Source organism: Martelella alba (assembly GCF_005217455.1).
Taxonomy (GTDB): Bacteria; Pseudomonadota; Gammaproteobacteria; order Enterobacterales; family Enterobacteriaceae; genus Acerihabitans.
Map to the genome: position 1 here is coordinate 42,155 of NZ_SZPQ01000006.1, position 17,242 is coordinate 59,396.

At 58.0% G+C, this 17,242-nt stretch carries 17 protein-coding genes; 12 read left to right on the forward strand and 5 right to left on the reverse strand.

Going from position 1 to position 17,242, the window contains the following annotated elements; genetic code table 11:
• Positions 1-3: 3 nt before the first annotated feature.
• Positions 4-1,611, reverse strand: coding sequence for a signal recognition particle-docking protein FtsY (gene ftsY / locus FCN80_RS06940; protein WP_136989355.1), 1,608 nt, complete (start codon positions 1,609-1,611; stop codon positions 4-6).
• Between the two features lie 235 nt (positions 1,612-1,846).
• On the opposite strand from ftsY, the gene rsmD reads away from it, so the two are divergent.
• On the forward strand, positions 1,847-2,440 hold the full coding sequence (gene rsmD, locus FCN80_RS06945) for a 16S rRNA (guanine(966)-N(2))-methyltransferase (RefSeq protein WP_136989357.1): 594 nt from the start codon (positions 1,847-1,849) through the stop codon (positions 2,438-2,440).
• Between the two features lies 1 nt (position 2,441).
• A complete protein-coding gene (locus FCN80_RS06950; RefSeq protein ID WP_136989359.1) occupies positions 2,442-2,708 on the forward strand; it encodes a DUF1145 family protein in 267 nt (88 codons plus the stop codon).
• 39 nt (positions 2,709-2,747) lie between these two features.
• Here the strand turns inward: FCN80_RS06950 and FCN80_RS06955 are convergent, their stop codons facing one another.
• Complete coding sequence (locus FCN80_RS06955) at positions 2,748-3,068, reverse strand: DUF1820 family protein (protein WP_136989361.1); 321 nt, start codon at positions 3,066-3,068, stop codon at positions 2,748-2,750.
• Between the two features lie 210 nt (positions 3,069-3,278).
• Here FCN80_RS06955 and FCN80_RS06960 point away from each other — a divergent pair, with 210 nt between their 5' ends.
• Complete coding sequence (locus FCN80_RS06960) at positions 3,279-3,905, forward strand: lysoplasmalogenase (RefSeq protein WP_136989363.1); 627 nt, start codon at positions 3,279-3,281, stop codon at positions 3,903-3,905.
• Positions 3,906-3,953: 48 nt separating this feature from the next.
• Here the strand turns inward: FCN80_RS06960 and tusA are convergent, their stop codons facing one another.
• The gene (gene tusA / locus FCN80_RS06965; protein WP_230492536.1) at positions 3,954-4,226 is read right to left on the reverse strand and encodes a sulfurtransferase TusA; all 273 of its coding nucleotides are present in this window, start codon (positions 4,224-4,226) and stop codon (positions 3,954-3,956) included.
• Between the two features lie 238 nt (positions 4,227-4,464).
• On the opposite strand from tusA, the gene FCN80_RS06970 reads away from it, so the two are divergent.
• From FCN80_RS06970 to FCN80_RS06980, 3 genes are all read left to right on the forward strand, one after another.
• Positions 4,465-5,118 (forward strand): 7-cyano-7-deazaguanine/7-aminomethyl-7-deazaguanine transporter, encoded by a 654-nt coding sequence (locus FCN80_RS06970; protein ID WP_230492537.1) that lies wholly within the window; start codon positions 4,465-4,467, stop codon positions 5,116-5,118.
• A 54-nt stretch (positions 5,119-5,172) separates the two neighbouring features.
• Positions 5,173-5,634, forward strand: coding sequence for a GNAT family N-acetyltransferase (locus tag FCN80_RS06975; protein ID WP_136989366.1), 462 nt, complete (start codon positions 5,173-5,175; stop codon positions 5,632-5,634).
• 77 nt (positions 5,635-5,711) lie between these two features.
• On the forward strand, positions 5,712-6,263 hold the full coding sequence (locus FCN80_RS06980; protein ID WP_136989368.1) for a DcrB family lipoprotein: 552 nt from the start codon (positions 5,712-5,714) through the stop codon (positions 6,261-6,263).
• 44 nt (positions 6,264-6,307) lie between these two features.
• Here the strand turns inward: FCN80_RS06980 and FCN80_RS06985 are convergent, their stop codons facing one another.
• Positions 6,308-7,516, reverse strand: a complete 1,209-nt coding sequence (locus FCN80_RS06985) for an MFS transporter (protein ID WP_136989370.1) — start codon at positions 7,514-7,516, stop codon at positions 6,308-6,310.
• A gap of 477 nt (positions 7,517-7,993) precedes the next feature.
• Here FCN80_RS06985 and aegA point away from each other — a divergent pair, with 477 nt between their 5' ends.
• The 6 genes from aegA (at position 7,994) to FCN80_RS07015 (ending at position 15,844) form a co-directional block, all read left to right on the forward strand.
• Positions 7,994-10,033 carry a formate-dependent uric acid utilization protein AegA gene (gene aegA / locus FCN80_RS06990; protein ID WP_136989371.1) on the forward strand — a complete coding sequence of 680 codons (2,040 nt, stop codon included), beginning with the start codon at positions 7,994-7,996 and terminating at the stop codon, positions 10,031-10,033.
• On the forward strand, positions 10,030-10,542 hold the full coding sequence (locus FCN80_RS06995; RefSeq protein WP_136989373.1) for a 4Fe-4S dicluster domain-containing protein: 513 nt from the start codon (positions 10,030-10,032) through the stop codon (positions 10,540-10,542). Before aegA ends, FCN80_RS06995 begins: the two co-directional genes overlap by 4 nt.
• A gap of 127 nt (positions 10,543-10,669) precedes the next feature.
• The gene (locus tag FCN80_RS07000) at positions 10,670-11,950 is read left to right on the forward strand and encodes an acid phosphatase (protein WP_136989375.1); all 1,281 of its coding nucleotides are present in this window, start codon (positions 10,670-10,672) and stop codon (positions 11,948-11,950) included.
• Positions 11,951-12,057: 107 nt separating this feature from the next.
• The gene (locus tag FCN80_RS07005) at positions 12,058-12,987 is read left to right on the forward strand and encodes a LysR family transcriptional regulator (protein WP_136989377.1); all 930 of its coding nucleotides are present in this window, start codon (positions 12,058-12,060) and stop codon (positions 12,985-12,987) included.
• Positions 12,988-13,088: 101 nt separating this feature from the next.
• Positions 13,089-14,264: an MFS transporter gene (locus tag FCN80_RS07010; RefSeq protein ID WP_136989379.1), complete on the forward strand. Its 1,176-nt coding sequence runs from the start codon at positions 13,089-13,091 to the stop codon at positions 14,262-14,264.
• 377 nt (positions 14,265-14,641) lie between these two features.
• On the forward strand, positions 14,642-15,844 hold the full coding sequence (locus tag FCN80_RS07015) for a hypothetical protein (RefSeq protein WP_136989381.1): 1,203 nt from the start codon (positions 14,642-14,644) through the stop codon (positions 15,842-15,844).
• On the opposite strand, the gene FCN80_RS07020 is transcribed toward FCN80_RS07015, so the two are convergent.
• Positions 15,808-16,830, reverse strand: a complete 1,023-nt coding sequence (locus FCN80_RS07020) for a transporter (protein WP_136989383.1) — start codon at positions 16,828-16,830, stop codon at positions 15,808-15,810. The genes FCN80_RS07015 and FCN80_RS07020 overlap by 37 nt on opposite strands.
• Positions 16,831-17,242 lie beyond the last annotated feature (412 nt).

Genomic DNA, 17,242 nt, shown 5'->3' on the forward strand with positions numbered 1-17,242 from the left:
TAATCAATCCTCACGGGCAAATAGCGCCTCAATAAAATCATCGGCATCAAACGGCCGTAAATCTTCTATCCCTTCGCCGACGCCAATATAGCGGATGGGGATGCCGAATTGGTCGGCGATGGCGAAAATCACGCCCCCCTTGGCGGTGCCGTCCAGTTTGGTCAGCGTAATGCCGGTCAGCGCCACCGCTTCATTGAATAGCTTCGCCTGGCTGACGGCATTTTGGCCGGTACTGGCGTCCAGCGTAAGCATGACTTCATGCGGCGCCTCCGGATCCAGTTTTTTCATCACCCGGACAATCTTCTTCAACTCGTCCATCAGATGACCTTTATTTTGCAGACGACCGGCGGTGTCGGCAATCAGGACATCGACGCCACGCGCGCTGGCGGCCTGGATGGCGTCGAAGATGACCGAGGCGGAGTCGGCGCCGGTATGCTGCGCCACCACCGCGATGTGATTACGTTCGCCCCAGACCTGCAATTGCTCCACCGCCGCCGCACGGAAGGTATCGCCGGCCGCCAGCATAACCGTCTTGCCCTCAGCCTGGAACTGGCGGGCCAGCTTGCCGATGGTGGTGGTTTTGCCGACGCCATTGACGCCGACCATCAGGATAACGAACGGAACCTTGCCGTCGACCCGCAGCGGCTGGCTCACGCGGGACAAAATAGCGGCCATTTGGTCTTTCAGTTTGCCGTATAGCGCATCCGCGTCCTTGAGCTGGCGGCGATCGGCGTGCTCCACCAGGCCCGCTATCACTTTACGGGTGGTTTCCACGCCCACGTCGGCTATCAACAACTGCTCTTCCAATTGTTCGAACAGATCATCGTCTATCTTTTTCCCGCGGAACAATCCGATAAATCCGGATCCGAGATTTTGCCGGGTTTTTACCAGACTGCGTTTGAGTCTGGCGAAAAATCCCTGGCGCGCGGGACGTTCTTGCTCCCCGGCGGCCGCGTCGCCCCCCCGCACGGCGGTCGACGCGATGTTATCCGGGGGGATCGGTTCGCTGTCTGGCGCGGGGACGGGCGGTTGCTCACCCGCCGGCGCCGGACCGGGCCGCGGCGGGGACGGCGGTTGTGGTTGGCCGGTATCCGACGGCAAAGGGGCTACGTGGTCAGAGTCGAACCCGACGTCCCCGGCCGTGACGGGATCCGTGTCGTCCCGGACGGAGGGCGGCGTCGGCATCGCTTCGCCGCCCTCCGTCCCGGCAGCCTGTCGTTGGGCCGCCTGTTCGGTGACGGCTACGATAGCCTCGGCGGCGGGTTCGGCCGCATCCCCGGCGGCGGGTTCGACCGTATCCCCGGCGGCGGGTTCGGCCGCATCCCCGGCGACGGGTTCGGCCGCATCCCCGGCGACGGGTTCGGCCGCATCCCCGGCGACGGGTTCGGCCGCATCCCCGGCGACGGGTTCGGCCGCATCCCCGGCGACGGGTTCGGCCGCATCCCCGGCGACGGGTTCGGCCGCATCCCCGGCGACGGGTTCGGCCGCATCCCCGGCGGCGGTGGGTTCGGCCGCATCCTTCGACGGCGCTTCCGGCGGCGTTTGGGTTTCGTCGTCTTGGCGGTTAATGCCGAGCCAGGACAAAAAACCGCGCTTTTTCTCTTTTGCCATTTGCGACCACTCTCCCCGCTCCATCATCTTGGCGGTTGCATAACGTGACTGATAAACTTAAGAGTTTATCACTTTTCCCGGCGTCTCTACACGTGCTCACGGGGATTTCCCCCTCCCCGTCGGCGATCTGTGATGAATTAACATTCCCCCCGGTCCGCCGGGCCGGTAGAATAGCCGGCCATCAATACTGATTTCATCATGGCATCAGGCCGCAACGGCGCACCCCAAGGCATACATGGCGAAAAATACTCTCACACGTCCCGCCGGGCATATCCGCTTGATAAGCGGACGATGGCGCGGGCGCAAATTACCGGTTCCCGACAGTCCGGGACTTCGTCCCACCACCGATCGGGTACGGGAGACGTTGTTTAATTGGCTGGCCCCCGTTATCCGGGACGCCCGCTGCCTGGACTGTTTCGCCGGCAGCGGCGCGCTGGGATTCGAGGCCCTGTCCCGCTACGCTGGTTCAGCCACTTTATTGGAGCGGGATCGTGCGGTGGCCGCGCAACTGGACAAAAATCTGCGGTTGCTGGAAGCCGCCAACGGCGAGGTGATCGCCGCCGACTGCCTGCGCTGGCTAGACCGTCCGGGAACGCCCTATGATGTGATCTTTCTCGACCCGCCCTTTCGCCAGAACCTGCTTGATCCCGCGGCGCGTTTGCTGGAACAGCATGGCTGGCTGGCGCCACAGGCCTGGATTTACATTGAAACCGAAACGGAAAACCGCTCGCTCTCCTTGCCGCCCACCTGGCGCCCCCACCGGGAAAAAACGGCCGGCCAGGTGGCTTATCGACTGTTTTTCCGCCAGGATACCTCACAGGAGCTTTAAGATGTGGATTAATATCGGCCGGTTATTCATGTTGCTCGTCTGGGGCTTCCTGCTGCTCAATGTCGTGCGCCCCTCGCCGAAGCCTTTGAAATATTTCCTGGATGTTGCCCTGATATTCATGGCGGTCATGCACTTGCTGCAATTGTTCCTGCTCAAGGCCACATTGACCAGGGACGAACCGAAATTTTCGGTAATTTTCCAAATCCGGATGTTTCTGTTCGGCGTTTTCGAGATGCTGGCCTGGCAGAAAAAACTTAAGCGCCGATAATCCATCCCCACCCGCCCAAAGGACGGTTATCAAGGGATATCAAGGCTTCTTACCCGGTAGATAAGGCAGCACCGTGACATTATCGCCAAGTTCCGAGATACGCGCGCTGCCCTTTTCGGTTACCACGTCGATACGGATGACCGAATGAAGGGGAATGTAGCTGCGGGTGACGCCCGAAAATTCGGTCTTGAGCTTTTCTTCGCTCGGATCCACCAAGACCGTGCTATGGCTATGGAAAACGAAATCGCCGATCTCGATAAATCCAAACATCGGGCTTTGGCTCAGTTCCCGCACAAATAGCTGGTAGTTTTTCCCGTTGTTGATGAACTGAATACGATACAGGGGCTGTTCGTTGCTCATAACCCGGCTATCTCCCTTCATTCTGGGTTAATGCGTTTTGCATATAAAAAATCTGGCGCTAACATAGCATGAAGCGCCGTTGAGACGCACCATCCTTGGCCAATCTTCGTTAATACCGGCGCATAGCCGCGGCCGGACGATGACAGGCACCGGCGTACCAGACCCGAAGGATTTACGGGATCCGTCCATTACCGACACTAAGGATAAAAAATGATCTGGTCTTTTATCGCGGTTGTGTTTTCCGGCTGGCTGTTTGTGGATGCCGCCTATCGCGGTCCGGCCTGGCAACGCTGGCTGTTTAGGCCGGTTACGCTGCTGCTGCTGCTGGTTCTCGCCCTACAAGCGCCGGTAATGACCGCCACCGGTTACCTGATTCTTCTCGGACTGGTGGCGACGCTGGCGGCGGATACCTTGTCATTATTACCTAAAGAACGAATGATGTATGTCATCGGCGCCTATTTTTTATCCCATCTTCTGTATACGCTGGGTTTCGCCAGCCAGATGACGTTCAGCATTTTCTGGCCGCTGCCGGTCGCGCTACTGATCATCGGCGCGTTGCTGCTTACGGCGGTCTGGACGCGGCTACATGAGTTACGTTGGCCTATTTGCACCTATGTGGCCATGACCCTGATAATGGTGTGGGTGGCCGGCGAGCAGTATTTCGGCAACCGCTCAAGTCATGGTTTTTCGCTGTTGGCCGGGACGGCATTGCTGTTGGTCGCCTCCGCCGTCTGGTTGATAAGCCACTACCGTTATTCTTTCCGGGCATCGCGAGCGGTGGTTGCCGCCTGCTACTTCGCCGGGCATTTTCTTATCGTCCGATCGCTTTATATCTGAAATCCGCGACGGCCCCTCCCCGTCCTGAACCACCAGGGCCCTTATGGGTTAGCCTTTGCGCAACAAGTAACGGTAGGGAGGGTTTTCGGTCATTTGCGCCAACAAAATATGGTCCATATAGCGGCAAAATCCGGGAATATCGCGGATAGTGGCCGGATCATCGGCGATAATCAGCAGTGTTTGACCGGAAACCATACCGCGAACGGCCTTGCGCACCATCATTACCGGCTCGGGGCAACGCAGGCCCTGGGCGTCCAACGTGTGATCCGCGCCGGCAAAAAGGTCGGGCGGGACGTCCATCTTATGCTTCATCTCACTCATATATCCTAATCACTCATATATCCTAACTCATTGGCGTTGCATCGCGGCGGCAAGCACGCGGCACCCGTCTCGGGAACGGGCGTGTGCCGCCGACAGGGGGGGTATTGCCGAACATCTTGACCACGGTTGCATTATTAGTGTAACCAGGTATTATGCGCGCCGCGTGCTAAAAAAGGCGCGTTTATTGTCCCGGGTTCCCTCACCCCATTGCCAAAAAGGTCGCAAAATGTACTTATCCATGCTACGCCAACGCCTAAGCGCGTTGATATGGCTCTCTTTGTTCCATATCGTCATTATCACCTCCAGCAATTATCTGGTTCAGTTACCGATAGCTATTTTCGGTTTTCAAACCACTTGGGGCGCTTTTACTTTTCCGTTCATTTTTCTGGCCACCGACCTGACGGTGAGACTGTTCGGCGCGCCGCTGGCCCGACGAATTATATTCACGGTTATGGTGCCCGCCCTGCTGATTTCTTACTGCGTCTCTTCGTTATTTTACCAGGGTCAGTGGCAGGGTCTGGCCGCCATGGGCCATTTTAATCTTGTTGTGGCGCGTATCGCCTGCGCCAGTTTTATGGCCTATGCCCTGGGACAGATACTGGATGTGCATGTTTTCAACCGACTGCGTAAGGGCCGCCGCTGGTGGGTGGCGCCGACGGGGTCCAGTTTGCTGGGTAACCTGAGCGATACGATGGCGTTTTTCTTTATCGCGTTCTACCAAAGCACAAATGTTTTTATGGCGGTCAATTGGGTGGAAATCGCCACGGTGGACTACACTTTCAAATTACTGATAAGCCTGATCTTCTTTCTACCGATGTATGGCATGCTTCTCAATCTGTTATTGAAAAGATGCGGCCGCGCGCATGAAACCGGATTTCTCCAACTGAGTTAGCGGCGGAATTGCGCTATACCCTATATATTACGCGCGGCGGCAGCGGGAAAGGCGATGGGAATATTGTCCGCGGGAGACGCCATGACCACCCTGTTACGCGCGGCCAGCGCCAAAGAAATCCATTCGCTTTATGCGCGGCTGCCCGAGTATGACACTCACCATGGTCTGCTGGAATTGGAGATGCGCCTACAGCATAAGCCGCATCATTTGCTGCTGGCGGAAGCGGACGGCTGCCCGGTGGGACTTGTGGCCGGCTACGCCTTGGAGCCGGCGCTGTTTTTCAATTGGTTGGGCGGGGTACTGCCCGCTTACCGCCGCCGGGGCATCGGCCGGCGATTATGGATGGCACAAGAAGAGTGGGCCGCGACGCGGGGTTATAATAAGATCACGGTGAAAGTGCGCAACCGATATACGGGAATGCTATTGTTTCTTATAGCAAATCATTATCTGCCGGCCAAGGTGGATGCGCGGGATGATGATTGGAAGAATTTGACATGGCTCGCAAAAAACCTTTAACACTTCGTTAATGGTTTTCTGTCGTGTTCAAATTGTATGATGGCTGATCGGCTGAAATGGAGTTATTGAGGAAATCTATGCGGAATGTAGTGAAATATCTGGGCATCGGTATGCTGATTATCGGTCTGGCGGGTTGCGATAACAAAAATGACCAGAAAACCGCCGATAGCGCGGCGCACGCCCAGGCCACCAATAAAGTCTCGCTGATGGATGGGAAACTGGCGTTCGCCCTTCCCGACTACATGAGCGACCAAAGCGGCCAGTTGGGTACCCAAGCCAATAATATGCACGTTTACGCCGACAAAACCGGACATCGGGCGGTGATCGTGATCATCGGCGACAATAGCGACGAACCGCTGGCCGTATTCACCCGGCGCATGGAAGAACAGCAACGCTCGCGCGATCCGGATTTACAGGTCATTTCCGATAAGTCCGTTACCGTCAACGGCGCGCCGTTGCAGCAACTGGACAGCATCGTCTCCAGCGCCGGCAAACCCGCATACTCTTCCGTGGTGTTCGGTAAAGTGGATAACCATCTCATGACCATGCAGGTCACCTTGCCGGCCGATAACCAGCAGCAGGCGCAAACAACCGCGCAGGGAATCTTGAATACCATCACGATCAAATAGACCGTCCGGTCGCCGCCGCTGCCCGCTCCACGGGCCGCCGCGGCTCACCCCCGCCGGCCGGACGCCAGATTGCGTAAGGACCGACGCTGCAAAGACAGCGTCATAACCAGCCCCATCATCACCAACAAGGCGGCGCTCAGATAAATCGACGCGACGCCGGCATGGGTTATCAACATGCCGGCCAGCGGCCCCACCACACCCAGCGACAAATCCATAAAGGCCGTGAAGGTGGCCAGCGCGCTACCCTGGTTTTGCGGCGGTACTTCTTTCATCGCCACTACCCCTAGCGCGGGAAAAACCAGCGAGAAACCCGCGCCGGTCAGTAAGGCCCCCAGGTCGGCCATCCCCGGCCCCGTCGCGAGCCATACCATCAGCAGCCCGACGGTTTCGACGATAAAACAGCATAGGCAAACACGCAGACCGCCATACCGGTTAATGCTATTGGGAAAAAACAGCCGGGTGCCGACGAAAGCGATGCTAAACAGCGTCAGGGCAAAAGCCGCGCCTTCCCATTGATGAGCGCTGTAAAACAGAGTAATGAACGTGGCTATTACGCCGAAACCGCATGAAGCAAACGCCAGTACCAATCCGTATCGCCAGATAATGCCCACCACTGCGCTGAAGGGGAGTTGCTTGCCGGCGGCGGTCTTTACCGGAGGCCTGGGCAGCGCCGCCGCAATGGCCAGCGCCGCCACCGCGATGATAACGCCCGAAAGCAGCGCCAGTCCGCCGAGCTGATATAACCCGACGCCCAACGGCGCGCCCACCGCCAATGCGCCGTAACTGGCCACGCCGTTCCAGGAAATGACCCGGCCGATATGCAACGACCCAACGGCACCGACCCCCCAAAGGGTCGCGCCGGTGCCGACGAAACTTTGTCCGACGCCAAGGATAACCCGTCCAGCGCACAGCGCCGCCATGGCCGGCCAGGCATCCACCAGCAGCGATAACAGGTAGCCCGCGCCGCTTAACAGGCAACCGAACAATCCCAATACCACGATCCGCTTGGCGCCGACCCGGTCGGCATAACGTCCGGCCCAGGGCCGGCTGAGCAGGGTCGCCAGATATTGCAGGCTTATCACCAGCCCGGCCCAGAATGCGCTAAACCCCATATGGGTATGCACATACCCCGGCAATACCGCCAGCGGCAAACCGATGGTCAGATAATTGACGAAATTGAACATGACCACGGAGATGATGCGCAGATTAAGACGCCATCCGCTGGCCGCGGGCTGTGGTGTGGAACCAGGCATGTACTGCTTTCTCGTAGGAAAGGGCGCCGCGTGTAAATCGCCATGTGACAAATAGTTAGTAACTATAACCATTTATTTGCGACGGATCACTGTCTAATCGCCGAAAAACCAGGGCATTTGCACAAAAACGCCGGCGTAACCCTAGGACTCAGAAATTTCGCCAAGTAAAATGGACGTCACCGGTCGTGATCGATGGAACATTGCATGGGTTAGTTAACCCTTCGATGTGCGCCATAAAGCAGGTCGCCCCTCCGCATACCTCTGGCTGGCTTTGGGCGTTTTCCCCATAGCAAACCGCTTTCTCCCGCCGTCTGCACAAACTTGCTGCCCGCCGTCTCGTTCAGAGGAAAAAAACATTGCGGAGAGAGAAGAATAACCATTATAAATGTAAGGCATTAAGCTCCTTCATTTCTCCCTCAGCGCATATTGGCCTTACCGCCCGGCGATGGGGAACCCAAGCGCGGCAGGTAACGCCTTATGAATAAATTCATCGTCGCAGAGTCCGAAACCTGCATCGGTTGCCGCAGTTGCGAAGTGGCCTGCGTCGTCAGCCATCACGACGGGCATTTTCCCGATAAACGCGACGCTTTCGCACCGCGGATTAAAGTGATAAAAGGCAATAAAGCCAGTTATGCCGTCTCTTGCCATCATTGCGAGGATGCGCCCTGCGCCGCTGTTTGCCCCAACGGCGCCATCACCCGCGACCATGACGCCATCCAGGTCAATCAGACGCTCTGCATCGGCTGCAAGAGCTGTGTGGTCGCCTGCCCGTTCGGGATGATTACGGTGGTGACCGAAACCATCCAGCCGCCCAGCCAGCGCCTGGCCGAAGCCTATCAGCGCACCGAAGCGCAAAAATGCGATCTCTGCGCCGATCGGCAATACGATCCGGCCTGTGTGGCCGCTTGTCCCACCCAGGCGTTGCAGTTAGTTGATGACGAACGGATTCGCGCTCGTCAACAGCAAAAACGCCTGGCCGCGGCGCTCAAGGATCCCGCCGGTTACCCTTTGAATGCCGATCCCCGGCTGGCGCCGATTCGACGGATGACCGCCCGAAATCAACCGCCGGCAGTCAATTTACTTGACTTGCCCCGTCCTCCGCGCCTGGAAGCGGTGAAGATTCCCCTCGAACAACGGAAAACCGGTTTCGATGAAATTTACCAGCCCTTTAGTGAAGATCAGGTCGTCGAACAGGCCGGGCGTTGCCTGCATTGCGGCGAACAAACGTTCTGTCAATGGACCTGTCCGCTTCACAACGCCATTGCGCAATGGATTACATTGGCCGAACAGGGCCGCTTTATCGAAGCGGCCGAACTGAGTCACAGCACCAGCAGCCTGCCCGAAGTCTGCGGCCGCGTCTGCCCGCAAGATCGGTTGTGCGAACAGGCCTGTACCCTCAATGAACGGCACGGCGCCGTGACCATCGGTCATATTGAGCGTTATATTACCGAGACCGCCTTCGCCAGCGGGTGGCGACCTGATCTTTCGCGGGTCATCCCCACTGGCAAGCGGGTGGCGGTGATTGGCGCCGGTCCCGCCGGCCTGGGATGCGCCGATATATTAATCCGCAACGGCATACAACCTGTCGTCTTCGATCGCTATCCGGAAATCGGCGGCCTGCTGACTTTCGGGATCCCTGCCTTCAAGCTGGACAAGCATATTATGGTCCGCCGGCGGGAAATTTTTACCGCCATGGGCGTGGAGTTTCGGCTTAACACTGAAATCGGCCGGGACGTTACCATGGAACAACTGCTTGATGAATATGATGCCTTGTTCCTCGGCGTAGGCACTTACCAATCCATGCGCTCCGGCCTGGACAATGAGAATGCCGAAGGCGTGTTCGACGCCTTGCCTTTTCTTATCGCCAACACCCGGCATTTGATGGGCTATCCCGATACCGACGGCCGTGCTTATGTCAGCATGGAAAACAAGACCGTGCTGGTGCTGGGCGGCGGCGATACCGCCATGGATTGCGTGCGAACGTCACTGCGCCAGGGCGCCGCCCGGGTGATTTGCGCTTATCGCCGCGACGAGCAAAACATGCCGGGTTCGAAACGGGAGGTGAAAAACGCCCGTGAAGAAGGCGCCGAATTCATGTTCAACCTGCAACCGCTGCGTTTTGAGACTGACGAGTCGGGACATGTGACCGGCGTCGCCGTCGTTCGGACCGCCATGGGCGAACCGGATGCGGCGGGCCGCCGGCGGGCGGTGCCGATCCCGGATTCGGAACAGAGGATAAACGCCGATGCGGTGATTCTGGCGTTCGGTTTCCGGCCTCATCGCATGGCCTGGCTGGCGGATCATAACGTTGTGCTGGACAAACAGGGGCGCGTGGTGGCGCCGGCGGTGGCGGGCTATCCGCAGCAAACCAGTAATCCTAAAATTTTCGCCGGCGGCGATATCGTCCGCGGCGCGGACCTGATTGTCACCGCCATCGCCGAAGGTCGGAAAGCGGCGGAAAGCATAAGTTGCTATTTGAAAGATCTTGCGCGGGACGCTACGGCGGCGACATTATGAACAGCTTCGTTATCGCCGACAGCCGCCAATGCATTGGTTGCCGTACATGTGAAATTGCCTGCGCGCTGGCCCATGACGACGGCAATATTTCCGGGAACGCATTCGCGCCCAGGCTAACGGTGGTAAAAACCGCCCAGATAACGTTGCCGGTGCTGTGCCGTCAGTGCGAAAACGCCGCTTGCGCCAATGTCTGTCCCGCCGGGGCGATTCGCTACGGCGCGGACAGCGTCGAGATTCGCGCATCGCTTTGCATCGGTTGCAAGGCTTGTAGCCTGGCCTGCCCGTTCGGCGTCATCGGCCTGCGCGATATTCCGCTGTCCAATGGCGGCGGTCATCGCTTCGCGGCCTATAAATGCGATATTTGCAGTGAACGCGACCAGGGGCCGGCCTGTGTGGAAGTCTGCCCGACCGGGGCGCTGAAGTTGATGCGTCCGCAGGAATTGTCCCAGATTCAACGACAACGGCAACAATCCGCCGCGGCCGGGTCGCGGCCCGGTCGCCAGTTCTGACCGGATGACCGGCGCCGTTTCCGGCGTTATCCTGGCGACATTAAACTGTCATCTAAGCGGCCTAGCTTAATGGCATTATGACGTTTCCCCTGCCAATACCCCCATTTACGCTAACAAAGGATTCGACATGCGCTATTCCTCTGCCTCGGTCATCGTCTGCGCCACGATGCTGTTTTCATCCGCCTGGGCGCGTCCCGTTAATGTGATGGACTCCGGCCGAATCGGCGATGTGGTCGACACCACCACGTTTTATAGCCGCAACGCCGATTTTCTCGAGTTGGATCAGCATATTCAGAATGCGTTGCGCAAGGCGCTGCAAGGCGGCGCCCCCCAGTTGACCCGTTCGCAACTTGAGAAGGTGAAACAATCGGACACGCTGGCGGACTGGCAGTGGTTAAAGCAATCCGGATACGACTTCCATGTCAAACAGAATCAACAGGCGGGTATTGAGCTGCTGCAGGATTTTTCCAGTCTGTCGCCGGCCGTTCTGGCGCGAAACCTGGCCATTGTTACCCAGATCAATCGCGACGCCACCCAGGGACAGCGGCAGCAGGCGCTGGTGGATGCCGAAGGCCAGAGCTACCTGTTTTTCCTGGCCGACGCCCTTGGCCCCCGTCTTGGTAAAGCCTTCCTGGCGGCTTATCAAAACGGCGAGATCGACAAGGCCGCCGCGTTAATCAAAAAAACGGAAATCAGCACCGGCGCGGCCAAGGATCATTTTAATTATCCCCGGCCCTTCCTGCGGCCCGGCAACCAGATCCACCTGGTGCCGGACGATATGGTGGTACAGGACAATAAACCCTACGGCGCCACCGGCGGGTCTTTCCCCAGCGGACATACCAACACCGGCTATACGGATGCCTTGCTGATGGGAGAGATGATCCCGGAACGTTTCCTGCCGCTGGTGGATCGCGGCGCGCGTTATGGCTATTCCCGTATCATTTTGGGCGTGCACTATCCGTTGGATATCATCGGTTCGCGGATGGTGGCCGAACGTAACGTCGCCCATTTCCTTAACGACCCCAAATACCGGGTCTTGTTCGACGAAGCCAAACAGCAACTGCGCGCCGCGCTGGCAAAAGAATGCGGTGAGCCCCTGGCGGAGTGCGCCAAAAATCAGGGTGCGGCCGATCCCTACTTCGGCAAGGGCCTGACCGTTTTTTACCGCTATACCATGACCTACGGTTTACCGGCGGACAAGAACGCCAAAGCCCGTCCGGTGAAAGTGCCGGAAGGCGCGGAAATTCTACTGGCGGCGCCGCTGCCTCGGATGACCGTCGCGCAACGCCGGGCGTTGATGGCCAAAACCGCCATCCCCAATGGCTATCCTTTGTCGGCCGGTACTGGCGAACAAAATTTCTGGCAGCGCCTGGACCTGCATGACGCGATGCTCAATGGGATGCGTTGAACGGTCTGGGACCGGCAAGCTGGAATACGTTGTGTCTCGCGATACCTTTTCACCGGCCGGCAAGGTACACTGGACGGCATGACACAGACATTCCAGCGAGGAATAATATGGACCGGCTGGCGGCGATGGAAATTTTTGTCACAGTCGTGGAAACCGGTTCATTCACCGCTGCGGCCAAGCGGCTGGATCTCGGCCAGCCGGCGGTATCAAAGATTATCGCCACTCTGGAACTGCGGCTCGGCGTCCGATTGCTTATCCGCTCCACCCGTGGCCTCACCCCCACGGAAGCCGGCGAGGATTACTACCAAAGCGCCAAACGCGCCATCGATCATGTCAATGAGGCCGAAGCGGCGATCCGTGAGTCCGGCGCGGGCCTGACCGGCCGTTTACGCATTTGCGCGCCCGTCACGTTCGCCCGTTTGCACATTCTGCCGCGGCTGGCCGGTTTTCTGGAGCGCCATCCAGGACTTGATATCGATGTCGTGCTTGACGATCGCCATATCGATCTGATTGCCGAAGGCATTGATGTGGCATTGCGTTTGGGCGATCAGGCGGATTCCGGCCTTATCGCCCGTAGGCTTGATACCTGCCGGCGGGTGATTCTCGGCACGCCCGACTATTTTCGCCGCACGGGCGAACCGCGGATCCCGGAAGATCTGCCGGCGCATCAGGCGGTAGTCTACACCCAGCGCGACGGCGGCGGTTCCCGCTGGCGTTTCAGGCGGCAAGGCGAAACCCGCGCCGTCAATGGCCGGGGGCGGATCCGCGTATCGGCCGCCGAAGGTATTCGCGCCCTGGTCTTGTCCGGGTTAGGTCTGACCATGGCGTCGGAATGGATGTTCGCGCCCGAACTGGTCGATGGCCGGGTAGTGTCGGTACTCAATGACTGGCAATTGCCGGCCATGGATCTCTGGGCGGTGTTTCCCTCCGGGCGGCTGGCCGGTGCGCGGGCCCGCGCCTTCGTCAATTATCTCTACGAATCCATTCGGGAAAGGCCGCTATACCAGACGGCCACGCTTCATTCCGCACAGGAATAACTCATAGTTTCATTATCCGTCTACTGTCGCGACGGCCCAACGCTTATGCTGGCGGTCATTACGCATCGGCCGATTAAGGCCTTATTTATAAGGGGGGAAATATGTCGCTCACATCATTGGAATCACGGGAAAAAAACGTGGCGCTCGGCGCCTTACTGATTTTTACCATGGCCGTGGCCTGCGGTATCGCCGTCGCCAATATTTATTACAACCAACCGATGCTGGTCATGATCGCCGCCAGCTTTCCCGGACAGTTCGGCGCATCGCTGGTGCCGACCGTGACCCAATTGGGGTATGCGGCCGGATTGCTGCTGCTGGTGCCGCTGGGCGACCTGTTGGATCGCCGTAAACTTATTGTGGCGCAATTCCTGTTACTGGCGCTGGCGTCATTGCTGGCGGCCTACGCGCCGACCGCTTTGACGCTGGTGGGGGCGTCTTTGTTGCTGGGCATCGGCGCCACGGCGGCGCAGCAGATTGTGCCCCTGGCGGCGACCCTGGCTGCCCCGGCCAGGCGCGGCGCCGTGGTGGGCGCCGTTATGAGCGGATTGCTCAGCGGTATTTTGCTCAGCCGGACCTTATCCGGATTCATTTCGGCCTCGGCGGGCTGGCGGGCGATGTTTCTGCTGGGGGTGCCGCTGGCGCTGCTGGGCGCCCTGGCCATGGGCAGAATATTGCCGTCGGTAAAACCCACGGTCTCCCTTGGCTATGGCGAGCTAATGATCTCTTTGGCGCGACTGTGGCGTGAAGAACCGCGGCTGCGTCAGGCCACCCTGACCCAGGCTTCGTTGTTCGCGGCTTTCAGCGCCTTTTGGAGCGTTCTGGCGCTTTATCTGGCGCAACGCTATCAACTCGGCGCCGGCGTCGCCGGCTTGTTTGGCGTGGTGGGCGCCGCCGGCGTCCTGGCGGCGCCCGCGGCCGGACGCCTGGCCGATCGGATCGGCGGGCGTCGGGTAGTGACGGCGGGCGCGGCGCTGGTTTTACTGTCCTGGCTGATTTTCGCCGGCTGGACAACCCTTACGGGCCTCATCGTCGGCGTGATTCTGCTCGACCTTGGCGTGCAAAGCGCGCTTATCGCCAATCAGCATGTGATCTACGGTTTGCGTGCACAAGCCAAGGGGCGGGTCAATACCTTGTTTATGGGCGGCATGTTCCTGGGCGGCACCTTGGGATCCATGACGGCGATGCTGGCCTGGGAACAAGACGGCTGGCAAGGCGTCAGTTATCTTGCCATCGCGCTGGCGGTACTGGCGTCTATTGCCATCGCCCCGCGCAGGTAATGACTTATGTCCCGTGAGGGGACAAGCACAATTCTTTTGCGGAAATCGTCCAATACCAGACTGGTTTTTAGCTATTTACCTTGGCTGTGCTAACGGATGATGATTTAAGACATCCGCCCAATAGCGCCTCAGGCCCACCCCATCGCCCAGAACCGATCATCCGGCGCGCCTGACAAGGTTCGCCGCCAAGGCGCGCCGAACTGCCCGGCACCGGGTATTTACTACTCCTTCCGGCGGCGGTCTTGCCGCCGCCATACCAAGCCGCTACCCTTTGCCCTGCGATGAGCGCCGAACGTCGAGCGCCGGCAGGCGAGACCGCATCCTGACCGGTTATGTTCCCCAGTGGCCCGGTTGCGGCCAATCTCTCAAGGAAGGGAATGATGAACCCCAGTGGCTCTTATGACTTTATCGCGCATATCCCTGTTTTTCCGTTTTTGCGCGACTTGCCGGCATATCGGCTCGAAAACATTCAGCAACGACTACAGGAAATACGCAATTGCTGCGAACATTGCCGTCCGCTCTGGGGACAATGGCAAAAAGTGGCCGATAGCTTGCTGCAAAAGGCATCAGGCAAAGCCGCGAGCGGTGAACATCCCTGCCGCCCCATTACTATCGGCCTGGAATGCACCCGCGCTATCAGCCAGCGGATGGTTACCGTCCAGGACAAGACCGCCCTGACGGCACGAGGCTTGGATATCCAGGCCGCGTTGCCGGTTCAGGATAATATGCTGATTACTTGTCTGGTGGACCTTCGCCGCAATAAGAAAGCCGTGGCGGCCGGCGACGAACTGGCCGCCGCGCATTATTATGCCAGTAAAGCAATGGAAGGTATTCTCGAATCCATGCTGAAATACCGGTTGAAAGAAGCCATGCTCGCCATCAGACGCGGTTATGACCCCGCGGCCAACCGGCTCTTTCCGCTGCGCGACGTTCGCGGCGCCCAGGTTGATATCAGTTTTATCAATAACCTCTCTTTGGTGGCTGATTCCGGGAGGCGATACGCCGCCACCGATATCAAACCCTTTGTCGCGCCAGGTTTAAGTGGAGACGACAGGCAGCGGCTCTACACCACGCTGCTATGCCGGAAATTGACCCAATCCGAGTTGCCGCCTCACGAAATCGCCCTGATCGGCCAATGGGGCGTTATCGCGAATCAGGATTTGCCCGCGGCGCGCTGTATCGGAATATTTTCCGGAACCCTGGTGTCGAGTAAAGAAATGGGGGACGGCGAATTGTTCAGCCACGACTACATTATCGATATTTCAGTAAAAAGCCAACCGACCACCTATTTAGACAGCGATGGTATCCTGTCTAAAATCAATACGATATATGCCTACAACGAAGAGGGTAAACCAGTATGTCAAGGGGAATTGGGCTACAACGTGGAGATCGCCAGATTCAAAACGCACCTAACCGACGGACGCAAAATCAATCTGGTCGCTATTTTCACCACCGAGTTCATTTCCGCCGGCCGGGAATTACGTTTGAACTACCATTATTCCCGGGATCAGATAGCCAGTTTGCCGCCCCCTCCGCCATCGCTTTACCCGCCATCCCCCCGGCGTCTGAAAGCCCAATAGGCGGCGATCAGGGTGAAGACGGTGATAAGCATTACCAGCAGCAGAAAACCATGATGGCTGCCGGCCAGCGGAATGCCGCCGACATTCATGCCGAATAAACCGGCGACAATATTGATGGGCAAAGCCAATACCGTAATAACGGTCAGTTGAAACAACGTGCGATTATTCTGCTCCATCTGTTTGGCGGCGATCTCCTCTTGTAGCAAACGGATACGCTCGGTCAATCCCGTCAGATCATTGAGCACCACCGTAAACTCTTCGGCGAAATGCCGTAAATCCTGGACTACGCCGTTATCCAACCAGGACGGCGGCCGGCTCATGAGCCGGAACAACGCCGCCGGCTCCGGCGCCAATAGGCGCTGATAGCGTAACAGCATCCGGCGCAGCCGCCCCAGGGCGGTACGGTTGTTTTTGATATGGTGGCTCAGCAACCGTTCCTCAATGGCGTCGACGAATTGATTGGCCTGACGCACGATTTGTTCGAGCACGTCCTCCTGTTCCTCCAACAATTGCACCAGCAACGCGGTGGGTGATACCGGCTGTAATTCATCAAGCCGGCGAAACAGGAATTCAATAAGGCGGACCGGTTTATGGCGCGCGGTAACAACCAATTGCTGCCGGCAATACAGCCAGAGCGTGGCCGCTTCGTCATCCCCGCTTTGCGGATGGAAAACGACATCGTTCAATACGGCGAACAGCTCCGTTCCCTGGCGCTCTATCCGGGTGCTGCGCGATCCCTGGCGTATTTCTTCGAAGAAAAACTCCGCCAAGTCGAAATGCCTTTTCAGCCATTTTTCAGCAGTGGCATGATTGAGATTGACATGCAGCCAGATGAAACCTGATTCCGGCGCAAGCCTATTGAATTCCTGGATAACTTCCCAGGAGGAAATCCGCCGGGGCGCCTTATACGGCGCAAAAACATAACCGTATATCAGCCCCGTGACTTCATCGTTAAAATTCAGTTGCTGTAAATTTTCCGTCGGCATGGTTCATATCATCGCGAGGAGGAATAACGTTATTACGCCAGTAACAAAAATAAATGCAATCCCTAATTTATACTCCATATACTTCGAGTTGCATCGCGGCGGCAGAGACGACGCGGCAACCGGGATGAACGAACATCGCCAACAAAAAGGCAACGTGAAATATGACGGAGATATTATCACCGTCGACGAGTTGTCATAATATCGTCATATAATCGACATCCTATTGCGTCCCCCGCCAGGGACGATGCGAATCAATGGCGTTAATGAAAGCGACTGTTTAAATATCTGGAAACACATGGCAAATAGTGGGGTTAGTGGTGATAACGGGACATCCCGCCCCTCTCTCGGTACGCTGGTAACGTTTGGTAATACCCTAACCCGCGCGGCTAACGACATCATATGGCTGCCATTG

Coding starts and splice junctions, on each gene's coding strand:
- FCN80_RS06985 (WP_136989370.1), bottom strand. CDS start 7,516: ATGCCTGGTTCCACACCACAGCCCGCGGCCAGCGGATGGCGTCTTAAT.
- tusA (WP_230492536.1), bottom strand. CDS start 4,226: ATGAGTGAGATGAAGCATAAGATGGACGTCCCGCCCGACCTTTTTGCC.
- FCN80_RS07020 (WP_136989383.1), bottom strand. CDS start 16,830: ATGCCGACGGAAAATTTACAGCAACTGAATTTTAACGATGAAGTCACG.
- FCN80_RS07000 (WP_136989375.1), top strand. CDS start 10,670: ATGCGCTATTCCTCTGCCTCGGTCATCGTCTGCGCCACGATGCTGTTT.
- FCN80_RS06995 (WP_136989373.1), top strand. CDS start 10,030: ATGAACAGCTTCGTTATCGCCGACAGCCGCCAATGCATTGGTTGCCGT.
- ftsY (WP_136989355.1), bottom strand. CDS start 1,611: ATGGCAAAAGAGAAAAAGCGCGGTTTTTTGTCCTGGCTCGGCATTAAC.
- FCN80_RS07005 (WP_136989377.1), top strand. CDS start 12,058: ATGGACCGGCTGGCGGCGATGGAAATTTTTGTCACAGTCGTGGAAACC.
- rsmD (WP_136989357.1), top strand. CDS start 1,847: ATGGCGAAAAATACTCTCACACGTCCCGCCGGGCATATCCGCTTGATA.
- FCN80_RS06950 (WP_136989359.1), top strand. CDS start 2,442: ATGTGGATTAATATCGGCCGGTTATTCATGTTGCTCGTCTGGGGCTTC.
- FCN80_RS07010 (WP_136989379.1), top strand. CDS start 13,089: ATGTCGCTCACATCATTGGAATCACGGGAAAAAAACGTGGCGCTCGGC.
- FCN80_RS06980 (WP_136989368.1), top strand. CDS start 5,712: ATGCGGAATGTAGTGAAATATCTGGGCATCGGTATGCTGATTATCGGT.
- FCN80_RS06960 (WP_136989363.1), top strand. CDS start 3,279: ATGATCTGGTCTTTTATCGCGGTTGTGTTTTCCGGCTGGCTGTTTGTG.
- FCN80_RS07015 (WP_136989381.1), top strand. CDS start 14,642: ATGATGAACCCCAGTGGCTCTTATGACTTTATCGCGCATATCCCTGTT.
- FCN80_RS06955 (WP_136989361.1), bottom strand. CDS start 3,068: ATGAGCAACGAACAGCCCCTGTATCGTATTCAGTTCATCAACAACGGG.
- FCN80_RS06970 (WP_230492537.1), top strand. CDS start 4,465: ATGCTACGCCAACGCCTAAGCGCGTTGATATGGCTCTCTTTGTTCCAT.
- aegA (WP_136989371.1), top strand. CDS start 7,994: ATGAATAAATTCATCGTCGCAGAGTCCGAAACCTGCATCGGTTGCCGC.
- FCN80_RS06975 (WP_136989366.1), top strand. CDS start 5,173: ATGGGAATATTGTCCGCGGGAGACGCCATGACCACCCTGTTACGCGCG.